Origin of the sequence: Photobacterium sp. WH24, assembly GCF_019204055.1 — a bacterium.
Taxonomy (GTDB): domain Bacteria; phylum Pseudomonadota; class Gammaproteobacteria; order Enterobacterales; family Vibrionaceae; genus Photobacterium; species Photobacterium arenosum.
The window spans coordinates 165,714-182,909 of record NZ_JAGSOZ010000009.1 but is presented as its reverse complement, the minus strand read 5'-3'; the positions used below and the strand labels follow the sequence as shown (position 1 = coordinate 182,909).

General features: G+C 50.1%; 15 protein-coding genes. 8 read left to right on the top strand and 7 right to left on the bottom strand.

What is annotated here, in order from left to right; genetic code table 11:
* The first annotated feature begins 31 nt into the window (after positions 1-31).
* Together KCG43_RS12895 and KCG43_RS12890 are read left to right on the top strand one after the other, a co-directional pair.
* The gene (locus KCG43_RS12895) at positions 32-1,009 is read left to right on the top strand and encodes a GlxA family transcriptional regulator (protein WP_192016850.1); all 978 of its coding nucleotides are present in this window, start codon (positions 32-34) and stop codon (positions 1,007-1,009) included.
* 170 nt (positions 1,010-1,179) lie between these two features.
* A complete protein-coding gene (locus KCG43_RS12890; RefSeq protein WP_218385379.1) occupies positions 1,180-1,722 on the top strand; it encodes a hypothetical protein in 543 nt (180 codons plus the stop codon).
* A 104-nt stretch (positions 1,723-1,826) separates the two neighbouring features.
* Here KCG43_RS12890 and KCG43_RS12885 read toward each other — a convergent pair whose 3' ends face one another.
* Entirely contained in the window at positions 1,827-2,054 is a 228-nt protein-coding gene (locus KCG43_RS12885) for a hypothetical protein (RefSeq protein WP_192016848.1), read from the bottom strand.
* 289 nt (positions 2,055-2,343) lie between these two features.
* Between KCG43_RS12885 and KCG43_RS12880 the strand changes: the two genes are divergently transcribed.
* Genes KCG43_RS12880 through KCG43_RS12865 form a run of 4 tightly spaced genes read left to right on the top strand, consistent with a single transcriptional unit; the run spans position 2,344 to position 6,992 of the window.
* Positions 2,344-3,873, top strand: a complete 1,530-nt coding sequence (locus KCG43_RS12880; protein ID WP_218385375.1) for an ABC transporter substrate-binding protein — start codon at positions 2,344-2,346, stop codon at positions 3,871-3,873.
* On the top strand, positions 3,866-4,819 hold the full coding sequence (locus tag KCG43_RS12875) for an ABC transporter permease (RefSeq protein WP_218385373.1): 954 nt from the start codon (positions 3,866-3,868) through the stop codon (positions 4,817-4,819). The genes KCG43_RS12880 and KCG43_RS12875 overlap by 8 nt, the downstream gene beginning before the upstream one ends.
* Positions 4,816-5,613, top strand: a complete 798-nt coding sequence (locus tag KCG43_RS12870) for an ABC transporter permease (RefSeq protein WP_192016845.1) — start codon at positions 4,816-4,818, stop codon at positions 5,611-5,613. The genes KCG43_RS12875 and KCG43_RS12870 overlap by 4 nt, the downstream gene beginning before the upstream one ends.
* Entirely contained in the window at positions 5,610-6,992 is a 1,383-nt protein-coding gene (locus tag KCG43_RS12865; RefSeq protein WP_218385371.1) for an ABC transporter ATP-binding protein, read from the top strand. Before KCG43_RS12870 ends, KCG43_RS12865 begins: the two co-directional genes overlap by 4 nt.
* A gap of 124 nt (positions 6,993-7,116) precedes the next feature.
* Here KCG43_RS12865 and secF read toward each other — a convergent pair whose 3' ends face one another.
* From secF to KCG43_RS12840, 5 genes are all read right to left on the bottom strand, one after another.
* Positions 7,117-8,031 (bottom strand): protein translocase subunit SecF, encoded by a 915-nt coding sequence (gene secF / locus KCG43_RS12860; RefSeq protein WP_192016843.1) that lies wholly within the window; start codon positions 8,029-8,031, stop codon positions 7,117-7,119.
* 2 nt (positions 8,032-8,033) lie between these two features.
* Positions 8,034-9,881, bottom strand: a complete 1,848-nt coding sequence (gene secD, locus KCG43_RS12855; protein ID WP_218385369.1) for a protein translocase subunit SecD — start codon at positions 9,879-9,881, stop codon at positions 8,034-8,036.
* 72 nt (positions 9,882-9,953) lie between these two features.
* A complete protein-coding gene (locus KCG43_RS12850) occupies positions 9,954-10,421 on the bottom strand; it encodes a hypothetical protein (protein ID WP_218385366.1) in 468 nt (155 codons plus the stop codon).
* Between the two features lie 134 nt (positions 10,422-10,555).
* Positions 10,556-10,993, bottom strand: coding sequence for a potassium channel family protein (locus tag KCG43_RS12845; RefSeq protein WP_218385364.1), 438 nt, complete (start codon positions 10,991-10,993; stop codon positions 10,556-10,558).
* An 88-nt stretch (positions 10,994-11,081) separates the two neighbouring features.
* Positions 11,082-12,287, bottom strand: a complete 1,206-nt coding sequence (locus KCG43_RS12840) for a sodium:proton antiporter (RefSeq protein WP_192016839.1) — start codon at positions 12,285-12,287, stop codon at positions 11,082-11,084.
* A gap of 428 nt (positions 12,288-12,715) precedes the next feature.
* Here KCG43_RS12840 and ylqF point away from each other — a divergent pair, with 428 nt between their 5' ends.
* The gene (ylqF, locus tag KCG43_RS12835; protein WP_036758562.1) at positions 12,716-13,663 is read left to right on the top strand and encodes a ribosome biogenesis GTPase YlqF; all 948 of its coding nucleotides are present in this window, start codon (positions 12,716-12,718) and stop codon (positions 13,661-13,663) included.
* 732 nt (positions 13,664-14,395) lie between these two features.
* On the top strand, positions 14,396-15,556 hold the full coding sequence (locus KCG43_RS12830; RefSeq protein ID WP_192016837.1) for an MFS transporter: 1,161 nt from the start codon (positions 14,396-14,398) through the stop codon (positions 15,554-15,556).
* A gap of 674 nt (positions 15,557-16,230) precedes the next feature.
* Here KCG43_RS12830 and KCG43_RS12825 read toward each other — a convergent pair.
* Positions 16,231-17,136: an ROK family protein gene (locus KCG43_RS12825; protein WP_218385362.1), complete on the bottom strand. Its 906-nt coding sequence runs from the start codon at positions 17,134-17,136 to the stop codon at positions 16,231-16,233.
* Positions 17,137-17,196 lie beyond the last annotated feature (60 nt).

Genomic DNA, 17,196 nt, shown 5'->3' with positions numbered 1-17,196 from the left:
ACTCCATTACGTTTAAAACAGAGTGCTGACTATGAAGATTGCCTTTGTCCTTTATCCGCGTGCGTTAATCACAGGTATTTCTCTTGCTGCAGAGATGCTGAGCAGTGCTGCCAGCCTGAGGCCCAAACAGGATCAGAGGTCAAAACCCGTTTCAATTTCGGTTGTTGCAGAGAGTCTTTCACCGCCAGCGGTCAAATCCGGCCTGCGGTTACAACCGGATCTGACCCTGAAAGAATCAGGACAATTCGATTTTGTGATTTTGCCGCCCATCTGGGGCAACCCGATCTCCGCGCTGAAGCAATGCCCGGAACTGGTGTCATGGCTGACTCACCAATATCAGCAGGGCGCCAAAATTATCGCCACAGGTACAGGCGTCTGCTGGCTGGCCGAAACCGGACTGCTCGATCAGCAAGTAGCAACCACGCATTGGTACTATTACGATAAGTTTGCCGCACGTTACCCGGCAGTTGTTCTGAACCGCCAGGCGTCCATTACTGTTGCGAATGGTTTGTACTGTACCGTCAGTATCAACTCGCAATCAGAGTTGATCCTGTACCTGATACGTGAGCATTTTGGCCAAAGTGTGGCGAAAACAGTCGAAACGCATTTCGGGCATGAAATTTCTCAGTCTGATCAGCAGCCCTTCTATCAGATAGGCGGAGAAGTTCAGTTTGATGAGTCCATCGCATTGGCGCAGGACTGGCTCAAACGCAACTTATCCCGCCCCATCACAGCAAAAGACGTTGCAGAACAGTGCGGCTTGCCATTACGGACTTTTCAACGCCGGTTCAAAACCCAGGTCGGCCAGACTCCGCATGAATATTTGCAGTCTTTGCGTATGGAAGCGGCACAAATCCTGTTGCGGGACTTTGGGTTATCTGTTCAGGATGTCGCAGAACAGGTCGGTTATCGTGACGCCCATCATTTCAGTACCCGTTTCCAGCAACAGTTTACGCTGAGCCCGTCTCAGTACCGCCATATGGTCAAAGCGAAGATATACCAAGCCTGAATTACTCACTTATGAGATTCCGCATCACTTAATTGCCGGATCAATGGTTTAGCCCGCATCCCGGTCACACTGATAGTCACCCAGTCGCTATGCTATTAGTAACGAACAATTCAATAAGATCTCGAGTTGAACTGGGTAATGCCTGTCTCGATGAACTGGAAAATCAAGTGATGTATGGTCATATCCAATTGTTTTTCATACTGTTCATAGCGTACTCTGCTGCCAGTGCTCCACCAAAACCTCTGCCGACCAGCACCACAAAACTGGATAGCCGTTCCTGCCGGCTAGACCTTTACCATCTGGCCAAGAATCAGTACAACAATATTGAACCTGATTTTCAGATTGCGCTCGTCGCGGATAATGGCTTTAACCGGCGGTATGTCGCCCTGAAAGCTGATATCTCTTATCCGCTTGGCTTCGAAAACTTCAGTTATTTTCGTACCGGTCAGCCAGTTGAGATTTTTACCGCAGACTGGAAAAAGTATTACGGCAATCTGAACCTGTCAGACTCTTCCCGCAGTTACAGTATTTCCCATTTGGTCAGATTAGGCAGCACTAGCCCGCGACAAGCTTTTGACCTATTAGTCAGGCTAATCGCAGAAGATGAAGGTCGCTTTGAGTTTCGTAGTGCCAACAAGCACTATCGATTCTATCTGGAGGAAGGGCATCTGGATGATTTTCTTGATTGCCTGAGAAACCAAGTCACAAAATAAGCAGAAAAGCCGCAAGGTGTCGTCTCAGCAGTTAAAACCACAACCACTGAAATAGCGAACGCCAGCACTGTGTGCTGGCGTTCGATGTCTGGCATGTGTGAACCTTATCGGCTTTGAACCGGCTCGTACTCACCTTCAATAACGCGCCCTTTTGGCGACGTATTATCAGCTTGCGCCGCATTGAAAGTGGCAAATTCTTTCGCTAGCTTGCGCTTGAGGAATGGCTGAGCAATAAATGCAATCAATGCCATCGTCAGTCCCATGACTGCCGCAAAGGTCAGCGCAAAGAAACCTACAACCAGTGCGATCACACCAGTAAGGATATTTTTCATCTGTCACCTCATTATCAGGTACAGGAAACAGGACAATACCTGCATCCGAACACTCAGCCTCGCACAACAAAGTTGAATGCAGCTTGAACAGACCATGAGTTGTTAGCATTTTTTCGCTTACCACGAACACGAGAAGCCGCTTCAGATATACATGCCTGCATTACCTGGTTTCAGCCATTAGTCTTCGAGATCATTCACTTTTCTTATGCTCCATAAAAATTCTGCTGGACATGAAAACCTTTCTCATGCTGGAATATTGTTATGTTATAACAAAACAATTTGAAGGGACATGAAAAAAATCTTATTGCTCACCTTAGTGGTGGCGGCTGGCATCCTCATATTTTGGAAACCATCTTCGCCGGCCCACCAGACTCTGGCCATTTCCGGCCCGTTTGAATTTAACAGCCAGGATATGTCGAAAGACGGATATCTGTTTTCCCGCCTGCAAGTGGTGGAATCACTTGTCGGCATCAATGGACAGGCAGAACTCTATCCGCTGCTGGCAAACAGCTGGCAGCAAAGTGCAGACGGCCTGAACTGGATATTCAGTATCCGACCCGAAGTCAAATTCCACAATGGCAGCCTGCTGACGGCAGAAGCTGCAGCTCAGTCACTTAATCAGGCGCTTCGTAAGCCGGGTGTTATTCGCCAGGTGCCTATACGGTCGATTCAGGCCAGAGATAATCAGGTGATAATCACGCTGGACCGCCCATTCCGCGCTCTGCCTTCTGTTCTGGCGCACTACTCTACCGCTATCGTGATCCCCGGTTCTTTCAGCGATAGCGGTAAGATAGTGGCACTTCAGGGCACAGGCCCGTATCAAATCGAAGAGCTGCAGCCGCCACACAAAGCTAAGGCCAGCCGCTTTTCCGACTACTGGGGCCAAAAAGCACACATTGAAACCGTTGAGTATTTGGCAGGCCACCGCCCTGAAAGCCGGGCATTATTGGCGCAAAGTGGTCAGATGGATCTGGTTTACACGCTGGACCCTATCAGTATTGAGAGTCTGAAAGCCGCCAACAATCTGCAGCTGCATGTGGAGTCCATGCCGCGTACTGTGCTGGTAAAACTCAACAATGCACATCCGTTTCTCAACCACAAATCGGTGCGTCAGGCATTGAGTCTGGCGCTGGACCGGGAAGGGATTGCGCAATCGGTGCTGCGTTTACCGGGCTCGGAAGCCTATCAGCTATTTTCTCCGGCATTAGGGGCCTGGCATATCGATCAGCAAGCCACGGCTAAGCGCAACCTTGAACGGGCCAGAGACCTGCTCGCGGAACAAGGCTGGCATGCCAACGATCAGGGTCTGCTGGAAAGAGACGGCAAGGTTTTCCGTATTCAGCTTGTCACATACTCCGACCGCCCGGAACTGCCATTGATCAGTACCGCGCTCCAGGCACAATGGCGTGAGCTGGGTATTGATGTTCAGATTTCTATTGATAACTCCAGCGCGATCCCGGCCAAGCATCATGATAACAGTCTGGAAATGGCATTGATCGCACGTAACTTCGGTACCCTGGCAGACCCATTGCCTCTGCTGATGAATGACTTCGCTACTGAAAAAGGCTCAGACTGGGGACCGATGCACTGGTCTTCGCCAACCTTCAGTCACCTGCTTGCGCAGCTGGCTGCTGAGCCAGATTCAGTTAAATATCGCCAACTGGCCCGGCAGGCTGCCGGCTTACTAGCCGATGAAATGCCGCTGATTCCGGTAACCTATTACCGTCAGATTGTTGCGGTAAACGACAAGATCAGTGACTTCTCATTCGACCCGTTTGAAATCAATTACCGGGTGTCGGAGATGCAGTTCAATGATTAAGATTCTGTTTTCTCGTGTCTACCAGGCACTGTTTGTCGCCTGGTCTGTCGGCACACTGACCTTTGTGCTGATGCGTCTGATTCCGGGTGACATCGCTTATCGTATTGCAGCAGGACGCTATGGCTACGACTACGTCGATGCCGAAGCAGCACAAGCCGTTCAGACTGAGCTGGGGCTGGATCGCTCCGGCATTGAGTTATATTTCAACTGGCTGTGGGATCTGCTGCACTTTAACCTGGGTAACTCTCTGGTCAGCGGCGAACCTGTGGTACAGGCGCTGTCTCATCAGTTAGGTCACTCATTACTGCTGGCGGCAGCAGCCACTGGTTTGTCGCTGCTCATTGCGATTCCGGTCGGTCTGTATTGCGGACGCCGCGTCAATCAGTGGAGCGACCATGTTGCACTGTTCAGCGCCATTATCATTAAAGCTCAGCCGGTATTTCTGATTGGCCTGCTGCTCGTTCTGGTATTCGCCTTACATTTCAACCTGTTCCCTGTGGCTGGTTTCGGCAGTCCGGAATATCTGGTGTTGCCCGCACTTGCACTGGCACTCAGTATGGCGGCCATGTCGAGCCGCATGATCCGCAACTCAACACATCAGGTGCTGAACGCTCCCTACTTTCAGTTTGCCAGACTGAAAGGGCTGAGCCACGAACAGGCTTTTACCCGCCACGGTCAGCTGAATATTGCGCTGCCTGTAATGGCTTTCGTTGGCATTCAGGCTGTCAGCCTGGTGGAAGGTATTGTGATGATTGAATCGCTGTTCTCCTGGCCTGGTATCGGCCATGCTTTATCTCACGCGATTTTTCGTCGCGATATTCCTGTGATCCAGGGTGCCGCCCTGCTGATGGGCCTGCTGTTTGTTGCCATCAATACACTGGTAGATATCTCACAGTACCTGCTTGATCCGCGTCAACGGCTGGCTAAGCAGCAGGTGATGGCATGACAGTATTCACATCGCTATCCCGCAGTCAGTGGCTGGGTCTCTCTGTACTTGCCGCACTGATACTGTTCACCGCAATCGAAACACTGGTTTTCCGTGGCGATCCGGCGCAGCAATCGCTGTCTCAGGTTTTTGCTGCGCCGAGCTGGCAGGAACCGCTGGGCCGCGACCATTACGGGCGCAGTAACTTTGCCCGCCTTGGCAGCGCCATCACAACATCTTTGCTGATGGCATTGGTAAGTGTGGCGACTTCTGCGGCGCTCGGCCTGCTGACTGGCATCATCGCAGCATGGAAAGGCGGCTGGTGGGATAAAACCCTGTCCTGGCTGGTGAACATCTTGCTGTCGTTGCCGGGTTTGATTCTGGTGCTGCTGTTTGGCGCTATGGTGCCGGGCTCCTTTATGATCCTGTATCTGGCGATTTCACTGATGCTTTGGGTTGAATATTTCCGGGTCGTTCGCAGCCGTACACTGGTGCTGCTGCGCTCTGCGGAGATCGAGGCATCCCGCCTTTATGGTTTTGGCGTGTGGTACCAGTTCAAGCGCCATCTCTGGCCAGAGCTGAAAACAGATCTGTTCACTCTGGGTTGTTTTGGCGCCGGCAATGCCATTCTGGCACTGGCCTCCATCGGTTTTCTCTATGTCGGACTCAAGCCGCCCGAAGCCGAGCTGGGCCTGATGATGGTGGAATTGTTCCGCTATTACCAGCAGGCCCCCTGGGTGCTGATGCAACCCATCGCAGTGGTCTTTTTATTGGTGATGAGTTTCCACCTGCTGGCACAAGGTAAGCAGTCATGAGCATACTATTAAATGTCGAACACCTCTCGGTACAGGCACAGCAGCAAATGCTGGTCAATCCGCTTTCCTTCGCATTGCGACAAGGTGAAGCCGTCACTATTCTCGGTGAAACCGGCTCAGGAAAAAGCCTGTTAGCCAATGCCATTATCGGCACCCTGCCCGGCACACTGTCGATGCAAGGGCGCATCAGTCTGTTCGGACAGGCCCAGCAGAATTTGAGTCTGTCCGAGCGGCAGAAGCTGTGGGGAAAAAAACTCTCGGTACTGCCGCAAGAGCCCTGGTATGCACTGAGCCCGCTGATGGCCGTGGGTGAACAGGTCCGTGAAGTGCATGAGATAGTCAATAATGACCCAGCTCAGGCACAATCACAGACCGAGCGCGCGTTCACCAGCGTGGAGCTGGATCAGGACATGGCGAAGTACCCGCACCAGCTCTCCGGGGGCATGGCGCAACGGGTGGCGTACCTGTGTGCAACGCAGGCAGGCGGTGAGCTGCTGATCGCCGATGAGCCGACCAAAGGGCTGGATGCCAGCCGCAAAGATCAGATCATCGGGCAACTCGTCAGCCACAAACAACGAGGCGCCGTTCTGACCATTACCCACGATATTGAAGTCGCCCAGCGCTTAGGTGGGGAAATCATAGTGATGAGAAAAGGTGTGATTCAGGAGCGCGGTCCGGCCGGGCGCCTCCTGCAGCAGCCGGAATCGGCGTACGCCAAAGCATTGATTGCCGCCGATCCCCGTTTCTGGCCGCAGGCAAGACTGCCGGACACAGACCAACCGCTGATAGAAGCCGAATCGCTTACCATGCAATTTGGTGATAAAACCCTGTTCCGCGATCTGAGTTTTACCCTGGCAGAAGGTGAGATTCTCGGCATCAGCGGCGACAGTGGCTGTGGTAAATCAACACTCGCGGATCTGATACTGGGTTTACAGAGCCCCTCGACGGGGCGCATTATCAATAAACAGCAGCTCAGAACAGGTAATGCACTGAAATTGTATCAGGATCCCCCCAGCGCGCTTGCCAAAAGCGCCACGCTGCAAACTCTGCTCAATGATTTGTGCCTTCACCATCAATTGGATACCCGCAATATTCAGCCGCTGATGCAGCGACTGGCACTTTCAGACGATCTGCTGAGCCGTAAAGCAACTCAGGTCTCTGGTGGTGAACTGCAGCGCTTTGCCATTCTGCGGGCATTGCTGATGAAACCTAAGCTACTGATCGCCGATGAGCCGACATCGCGTCTCGACCCTATTACGGCGGCCAGTACGCTCCAGCTGATTGTGGAACTGACTCAGGAGGTGGGTTGTGCTTTAGTGCTTATCAGCCATGACAAAATAGCGCTGGAGAAAACCTGCCACAAGATCATTGCGTTGTAGAGATAAACCGACTCAGGAAGATTGAGACAGGTGTCGAAGTCTGGCTATAACAAGGGCAAATCAGATTCCAACGGTAAAGCAAAAAAAGAGGTCAGCGTGAGCTGACCTCTTTTTATCTGCTAAATTAAGGCGCCGAATCGACCTCAGCCGGCAGATAATGTTTTGGCTCCAGCTTTAACCATTCAGGCAAAACAGTCCCAATCGAAATCGATGACCATGTACCGGAAATAATACCGATAAACATTGCGGTCGCGAAACCTTCCAAGGGTGCCCCGCCCATTAACCAGAGCGCGGCAACGGTGATCAGCGTGGTTCCTGAGGTCACCATGGTACGTGAAAACGTCGCAATCACCGCCTGATCATTGATATCCGGCGTCGGCGTTTGCTGTTTCGCCACCAGCATTTCGCGAATCCGGTCTGCAATAATGATCGAATCATTAAGCGAATAACCCAGAATTGCCAGCACTGCAGCAAATACCGTGAGGTTAAATTCCATCTGGGTCAGCGCAAAAAAGCCCAACACCAGGACGACGTCGTGCATCAGCGCCAGCAACGCCCCGCTGGCCAGCCGCCACTCAAAACGGAAACAGAGGTAACCCAAAATACACAGGATGCACACCAGCAGTGCTAATCCTCCCTGCTCAACCAGATCCTGTCCGACCTGAGATCCCACCATGCTGTTGCTGATGATCTCCACCTGGCCGGACACCTGATGCAGCAACTGCTCAACATCGGGGACTGTCTGTCCTGCTTCTCCCCCTTGTTCTGGCAATGCGTAGCGAATTACCCAGCGCCCGTCAGCCCCGGACTTTGTCACTGAGGTAGAATCACCCAGCGCCGGTTTCAGCACATCCAGCAATTGATGGCTGGTGACCGATCGGCTGATCGCCGTCTCGGTCACCATGCCGCCGGTAAAATCCAGCCCCATGTTCAGACCTCTGATGGCAAAAGCTGCCAGCGAAATCACCATCAGCGCGATAGACACAATACTGGTGATGTAACGGATATTCCGAATCCGGGATTTCAAATAACCAGCCATCTTTACACCCTCACATCACGACGATTGTCGCGGCCCCAAATCAGATTAATCAATGCCCGTGAAGCAAACACGCCGGTAAACATGCTGGTCAGCAGTCCCAGCCCTAATGTCAAAGCAAAGCCCTGAATAGGCCCGTTTCCGATGGAGTACAGAATCAGTGCGGTAATCATAGTCGTGATGTTGGCATCCAGTATCGTACTGAATGCACTGCTAAACCCCAGGTCTATGGCCTGAGCTAAGCTTCGGCCTTCTGCCAGTTTGTCTTTGATTTTCTCGAAGATCAGCACGTTAGTATCCACCGCCATGCCCACCGTTAGCACCAGTCCGGCGATCCCCGGCAGAGTCAGCACAGCACCCGGCAGCAATGCAATGAGGCCCAGCAGACACATCATGTTTGCCATCAGCGCGACATTGGCCACCCAGCCAAGCCGGCGATACCACAAGGCCATGAAGGTCAGCGTCAGCGCCATACCCAGTGCCAGTGCGGAAAAGCCGTTTTCTATATTTTCCGCACCCAGCGATGCGCCTATAGTGCGTTCTTCGACGATAGTCACCGGCGCCGTCAGCGATCCAGCACGTAACAGCAAAGCAAGTTGCTGCGCTTCATCCGGGGAACCCGCTCCGGTAATACGGAACTGGTTACCCAACTGCGACTGAATGGTAGCAACACTGATAACGCGCTCGCTGCGCTCGGTATCACCCCTGGCATTGGTTTTGTATTCACGGTAGACGGTCGCCATCGGCTTGCCGATATGTTTGCCCGAGAAATCGCTCATGATCTTGCCGCCGGCATGATCAAGCGAAATATTCACTTCCGAGAACCCTACCTGATCCATACCTGCCCGCGCATTCACAATATGTTCGCCACTCAGTACCGGACGTTTATTCAGAATCACAGTGCGGCCACTGTTATCTTTCAGTCTGATCACATCACCGGAACCTGCTTCGAAATCCGATTTCACTTCATAAAATGCCAGACTGGCGGTGGCACCAATAACATTTTTAGCCTGTGACGGGTCTTGCACACCAGGCAGCTCAATGCGAATACTGTGCTCGCCCTGACGCTGAACCAGTGCTTCAGTAATGCCCAGCTCTTCAATACGATCGCGCATGATCTTCAGGTTCTGCTGCAGCGTCGCCGACTGGAAATCAAGCTTGTTTTGTTTGGTCGGCATTACGGTCAGGCTGTCTGAACCTCGTTTGACATCCCAGCTCGGATAATGCTTTTTCACATACTGGCTGATCTGGTTCAGCACCGTGGCGTCTGTTGTCTCTGCTTTGGTCTCAACGCTGAAACCATCCGTATCGTGCTGTTTGATGCGTACCCCGCGCAGATGCTCACTGCGCAGCATCTCTGTCACATCATCCATTATCGCAGCGCGCTGTTCCTGAAACGCAGTATCAAGGTCGACATTAAGCAGGAACTGCACGCCACCGCGTAAGTCCAGACCCAGCTGAATCGGGCTGAAGCCCATTTTTCCGAACCACTCAGGTGCCACGGAGACGTATGAATAGGTGATGTTATCACCTTCTTTCACCCGCTTATCCAGCGCTTCACGTGCCTTAGACTGATCAGATTCGTTATCAAAAACGATGACCATCTGATTGTTTTGCTGTTTAATTTCCTGTGCCTCAATGCCCTGCTGTTTCAGGTATCGGTTCACGCTGGCTACATGATTCAGCTCACTTCCGGCGCTGGCCGACTGGATCTGAATAGACGGCTGCTCGCCGTACCAGGTCGGAATGGCACTGAATGTCAGCATCACAACGGTTACCGCCAGCACCACATATTTCCAGGCAGCGTAATGATTCAGCACCCGTACTGATGCTCTGGTATGATTTTTCTTCATCAATATCCCCTCAGCAATGTGCCGAGTTAAAAAACAAGAAATGTGACGATGTCACTAATTTGAAAGGGACTATCAGCTGAAGTAATGGCTGTTCAGTGCCACATACATGGCGTTGGTTTCTTTCCAGCCGGAAAGACGATAAGAAGGGCGAAAATCCTGATAAGCCAGGTATCTGGGTGACTGAGCTAAACGCTGCAACAGACGGGCGTCGCTGACCTGATACCAAGGCGGAGCCAGATCAAGACGATCCGAGTCACCGTCATGAACATTGTATCGCTGCGAGATGTGCCAGCGGACAGAATGAAGAATGGCGACCGCAGAGCCAGAATGCTGTGATTGAGTTGCCGGTGCTGAATCAGAGGATTTGTTTTGACGGGAAGTCGGTTCGCTGAGAATGGCATCGATCAGACGGGATTCTGCAACGACTAAGCGCTTAGCCGTCGCTTCAGTGTCTTGACCATCCAGACACGACATCGCCTGCGCAGAGAAGAACAGCGCAAAAAACGATAACCAGAACACGCGAATAATATGCCAGGACATAAAATGCCAACTCAATAATCAACAACGCACTATAATCCCGAGTGTGACGGCGCTCAAGTAAAATGTTGGCAACACGGGTTAGTTCGATAACTGGTTCAGCATTCTGGTCACGCTGCTAAGTTTTCACCGTCCACTCAGTCTGTTCGCTTTTCCTGATTCATGATTCGCAGTGTGTCCTGTAGCGCCCATAACAGAGTCGAGGTGGAGACACCCACCATGACAATCCCGTTTAACGATTCAATCGGCCCTAATAAACGCCAGCGGTCGGACATCACAATATCGCCATATCCCAAGGTGGCGAAGTTCACACAAGAAAAATAATAAGCCGTTGCAAAATCAGTGAACTCATCTAATCCGTAAAACAGCCAGGCCCAAACACCAATCTGTACGAGGTTGCCTATGAGCAAAAGCGTCATCACACTCATCAGCAAGAGCATACGCGACCCCAACCGCGGGCTCTCTACCCAGACATGATGACTGACATAAAAAGATAACGACACAACCAGCAGTAAACTCTGGAACATCAGGCAGAGAAGCATGACACTGATACCCAGAATAATGTTGATCAACATGCTATCCCTCCATCTGATGGACCCCCGTCAGTTACACCTGTGCTAACGATACAGAAAACGCTGATCACCTTACGATATCGGAAAGCAATCAACTTCGCCTGCTGCCAAACCGCTTACTCAGCGGCACAGCGCTGAGTCCGTGTACATAAACGCTGATTGCCACCGTCAACACAATCACTGACATGATCTGCTCATACCCGTTGAAACCAATCGCAGCCAGAGCCATTAGCACATACAGCACCGACGCAATTCCTCTTGGGCCAAACCAGCCAATAAACCAGATGGACGGCCAGTCAAGCTTTGCCCCAAGCAGAGAAACCGCAACAGGAAGCATGCGTAAAACAGTCAGGCTAGCCAGTGCATACACAAGCTCTGTCCACCCCCAGTAAGAAACGGCATCAGGCACCATTGCCAAACCAAAGATCAGAAATATCACCAGGACAAGCTGCAAACCTTCGGTTTCTGCAAATTCCTGCATCTGATGCCGGATTTCAACAGAAATTGTGCCAAGACGCAGCCCGACTCCCCCGCAAAATGCAGCAATAAAGCCGTTCCCACCGGTGCTCTCAGCAAATGCGTACGCCAGAATAGCCATAGGTAATGCCGACAAACGTAAAAAGCCTTCATCCATCCAGTCATGACGAGCTGCATGCTCTATCAGCTTCGCGCCAAGATAACCGACGGCCAGACCCACAACAGGACCCAGAGTCACTTGCATGAACAGAAAATGTAACCACTCCGATCCTTCGCCTTTTGCTTCTGCGCTCAGGATAGCCAGACAAAACAGTATCGGCGGTAACGCGATGCCATCATTGAGTCCACTTTCCACACTGATTGACTGTCTGACGTGATTCGGCACTTCTTTACTTTTAACCACAGCCTGCCCCAAAGCCGCATCAGTGGGTGACAAAATCAGCGCCATCAGTGTGATTGCCCAGATATTGTTGCCGTCAAACATCCACACACCGAGTACCGTGCCAAATAGCATCGTCAGCGGTAATCCAATCAGAAGTAAACGCGCGGGAACTCTGGACGATGAATGCGAAAGCGTTTTCAAATCAATGAGTGATGCATCAGTGAACAGTACAATTGTCAGTGCAAGTTCAGCAATCAGTGTTACCGCTTCCAGCTCTGGTGCCACGCTAAAGAGGTTCAATGCCAATGGGCTTGCAAGAATACCGATACTCATGAATACCATGGGACCGGTCAGCCAATTGCGTTCCGCCAGCTTTGAAAATAAGCCAAATGCAAACAGTAATAACGCAAAGAAAATAAGCAATTCATGGTGTTGCATTCATCCTCCCCTTCTATTGCATGAAGGCACACGCGAACAGGTTTGAGTTAAATTGTAACCAGAGTTGCAGCATTCAGTATTGCGCACTGCCTGTCATTCAGCCTTAATATGGTATGGCAGCTATTCGACAATAACTCAACAGAACGATAAGATTTCCCAAGGCTGTTTCGTTTCAATTCACTAAAGATTCGCAGCCATGAGATCAATTGAATCATTGACATCAGACAAACCACTCGCGCCATCCACCTACCACGTCCAGTCGTTATAGTGTTAAGATCACTGCAATTCATTGTGACTTTGAGGGTTGTTTTCTGAGCAGGTGAACCACCATCAGAAACATCAGTTTTTTGAGGTGTGCCTTACCCGATATTGAAAAGCGCTTTCAAACTCAAAGCACTACCATTACAAGTAAAAGGTTTATTTTTCAAATGTCTAGCACAACTATCCAATGGTTTCCGGGCCATATGCACAAAGCCCGTAAAGAAATTGAAGAAGCCATTCCAAAAGTCGACGTCATTATTGAAGTGCTTGATGCCCGCATCCCCTTCAGCAGCGAAAACCCGCTGATTGCATCTTTGCGCGGCGATAAACCGGTTATTAAGGTGCTTAACAAACGCGATCTTGCCGATCCGGAAATGACAGAGCTGTGGATTGCGCATCTGGAGAAAGAGCACAATGTGAAAGCCATGGCGATCACCACAGAAAACCAGAATGAAGTTCACAAGATTCTGGAGCTGTGCCGTAAGCTGGCGCCCAACCGTGAAGAAATGGGCAAAAACATTCGCACCATGATCATGGGTATTCCCAATGTCGGCAAATCGACCATCATCAATACCCTCGCAGGCCGATCGGTTGCCATTACAGGAAACCAGCCAGCCGTTACCCGTCAGCAACAGCGCATTAATCTGCAAAACGGCATTGTGCTGTCTGACACTCCGGGTATTTTGTGGCCGAAAGTAGAAAACCCGCACAGTGGTTTCCGTCTGGCCGCTACCGGTGCCGTAAAAGATACCGCCATGGACTATATTGATGTGGCTTTCTTTACGGTGGAATATTTAAAAGACGCCTACCCGAGCCTTTTGCAGAAGCGTTACGAGCTGGAAGATGAATTACCGGAATCTGAAATTGAGCTGATGGAAGCCATTGGCCGTAAACGTGGCTGCTTGCGTTCAGGCGGCAAAGTAGATTTACACAAAGCGTCCGAGATTCTGATCAATGAGCTGCGCAATGGCACACTGGGACAAATCACCATGGAACGGCCTGAAATGATCACTCAGGAGTTGATTGATGTCGCTCTGGATAATGAACGTAAAGCGGCCGATAAAGCCAAGAACAAAGAAGAAAGACGCAAACGCTATCTGAGAAACAAGCGATAAACGCCGCATAAAAAAAGGTGCTGTTCCCCCGCTACGCGGAACAGCACCACAGTCAATCATCGACAAAATGTACCTACACTCAGTAGTCTGCAGTGGCATGGAGATCGCTTGTAATCAATGACCTGCAAGATTACAAGTTTTCACCACCACAGCCTGATCATAATAAAGCACGCATCGTGCCAACTTTTTAATTTATTGATTTTAAATAGATTATTATAATCCCTTCCGCTTACTAGCCAAAAACAACCATAAAAATTTGCACTGAATAAGTGAATCTTTGCACCAAAAAGAACTACCAGGCTTCTTTTCACGAGACTAATGCCGACAATTAGGCAAAAAAGAAATTATTTTATGCTGCCAGCCTTTTCCTGGTTAAAAATTAACCACAACTATTTGATAGACAACAAATATTTACACATCTAAATAATTGGCTAAATTCTATTTTTAATACCAATAACCTATTGAAAAATAATAAACAAAACTAAAATTAACACTAATTTAACCTGATTAAACACTAACAGCTCTAAATAGCTATTTTTCCATATAATATGTGTGAGAAAAACCGGCTCTGGATATTACTTTTTCTCATTTTACCTTCATCGTTTTTCAGTCCATATTCTGCGCCATATACACAGGCATCGCCTGTAACGTCTTTGCGCAGGTCCACCCAAAGCTGTAGACCCAAACAGCTCCCCTGCAAGGCCTGCACCCTTTAATTTGGAGATTAGTGTAGTGAGTCATATCACTGCTACGCGTCAGTCCGGCGGTATTTTTGTACCGGTTGCCGGCCTGGCGATTTTTGCTATTGCATCAGGTTATCTAATGAGCCTGATCCCACTGACGTTAAGTTTTTTTGCTCTGCCTGCTTCTCTGGCCAGTTGGCTGGCCAGTACGTTTTATTTAGGATTGCTGATTGGCGCATTGCTGGTCGAAAAAGTGGTGGCTCGTGCCGGGCACAGAATTGCCTTTATCAGTTTTCTGGCACTGCTGGCAGTCACTATTGTCATTATGCCGATAGTGCCTGAACAGCTGACCTGGCTGATGGCACGCTTTGTGGCCGGTATCGCTGTGGCAGGCATCTTTGTGGTCGTTGAATCCTGGCTTCTGATTGGCGATAACAAAAAAGAGCGCGCCAAACGCCTGGGTTTATACATGACAGCCTTGTACGGCGGCGGCACTCTGGGGCAGTTTGGCATTGGCTTCATTGGTGTGGAAGGATTGCTGCCCTTTGTCAGTATTCTGGGTTTGATCGCCCTGGCGGCAATTCCCGCGCTGGCATGCAAGCAGTCGCAACCGGCTTGCGAACAACACATCAGCCTGTCTGCCCGCCAGATTTTTGCATTGAGCAAACCTGCGGTACTGGGTTGTTTCGTCTCAGGTATTGTCATGAGCTCGGTATATGGTCTTTTGCCCATTTCGCTGCAGATGCAAAACCTGACAGCAGAGCAAATCGGTGGCTTAATGGCTTCGACCGTTCTGGGTGGCATGGCCATTCAACCTGTTGTCAGCGCGTTATCCTGTAAGATGAGTAAAACCCTGCTGATGGCAGCGGCCTGTCTGTTAGGTATTTTTGCAACCGGACTGATGAGCCTTATTCCCGGTTACAGTATTATGGTGGTGGGTTTGGCGCTATTGGGTATGTCTTCTTTTGCTCTGTACCCGATTGCAATCTCACTGGCATGTGATGAGCTGGATTCATCAGTGATAGTTTCAGCAACACAGATCATGCTCTTCAGCTACAGCTTCGGTTCTGTTGCCGGTCCGTTGGTCGCCGGTACCTTTTTGGAACAAGAGCATGGACTGAACAACTTCTTCTTTGTTGCTTTGGCCAGCACGGCGGTTTATATGTTGATTGTCAGTCTGAAGCAGAAACCACAGATTGTAGCGGGTTGACAGGAAGTTTTCGGGATACAAAAATTTCTGGCTATAAAAAAGAGCGGGCGCAACTTTCGTTGCGCCCTTAGGTCTTACTTGCAGCAATCCAGCTACTAATGTGCTCCCTGCATCATTCCTTGATATTGCTGTATCCTTCAGCGTTTCCCTAAAACTCCGTCCCGGAGGTGTTCCACTTGGTCTTACCCTGACCCATTGCAACGTCCTGTTACAACTCTCTTCTCCGTCCTGGAGGTGTCCCTTACTTCTTCCCGAAGTGGTCCTTGTGTCATCCTGACCAGTAAGCATCCTACCTACTGAATCGAATCCATCCGATTGTTCCCTTCACAGTCCTTGTCGATACACCTTCCTGATGTACCTGTCTCATCCTGAGACTGCCAAAATCCGTGGCCTGTTCCTGTTCCGTTCCGTCAGTTCCTTCCGACGCGGTACAGATTACTCGATTCAGGATTCTGCGCAACGAACGGAGATCACACTTTGCATGTCAATTAAAGTAACAACGCAGTAATTAAACCTATCAGATTGAATGATAAAGATTAATTTATTTTCCATGAGAATTAACAGCAATGAAATAAACGTAATCTCCCACATCCTTGTGAGATATCTCTTACAAGAAGCAAGGACGATATCCCAAGGCATGCCATTATCTTGCTGCTTGGCAGAAAACTATTTGCTTATTTCACTAACATTGCAGCACCAAAAACACCTGCGCTGTCCCCTAAAATCGGTTTCACAACAGGGGTTTTTAACACGGAATTAAATAAGTGCGGCATTATCGCCTGCCTGCCCTCATCGTATAACTTATCGATATTGCCAACACCACCGCCGACGATAATCACATCAGGATCCAGAATATTAATCACCTGTGCAACTGCAAGGCCAAAATAATGAATTAATCGCTCCTCCACATACCTTGCATCAACATCGCCCTGCTGAGCCCGTCGCATAATCTCGCTCAAAGATAAGTGCTCGCTGGTTCTGGCATGATAAACCTGCTCCAAACCTGGCCCGGATATCACGGTTTCGAGGCAGCCGTATTTTCCGCAATAACAGGCTAGCCCTTCTGGCTCGATAACATTATGTCCCCACTCACCGGCTATGCCGTGCAAGCCATTAATAACTTTGCCGTTAACGACAATCCCAGCTCCCACACCAGTACCCATGATGATACCAAAAACAACGTTAGCATCAGGGCTCACTTGCTGAACCACACCTAATTGTGTTTCTGCAAGCACAAGGCAGTTCGCATCGTTAGCCAGCCTGACTTTCACGTTCAATAACTGAGCCAGGTCAGCATCCAGAGGCTGACCATTTAACGCCGTGGAATTACAGTTTTTCATTACGCCTGTAGCAGGATCCAACGCACCCGGCGTACCAAAACCCATCGCATTCGGGTAACAGCCAAGCTGCTCCGCACAGCTATCCACCAGCAACTTTATTCGTTGCAGAAGATGTGCATAGCCTTTCTCTGCCTGACTGGGAATGCGCTCGCGAAGTACGCAGCGATCATCTGAGCGTGCCATCACCGCGCACTCCACTTTTGTGCCTCCCAGATCTATGCCCCAATAATACTGATCCATTAAAAATCGTCCTTTTCCACGCCTGAGATAAAATCGACCATAATTAGAATACCCCTTCCA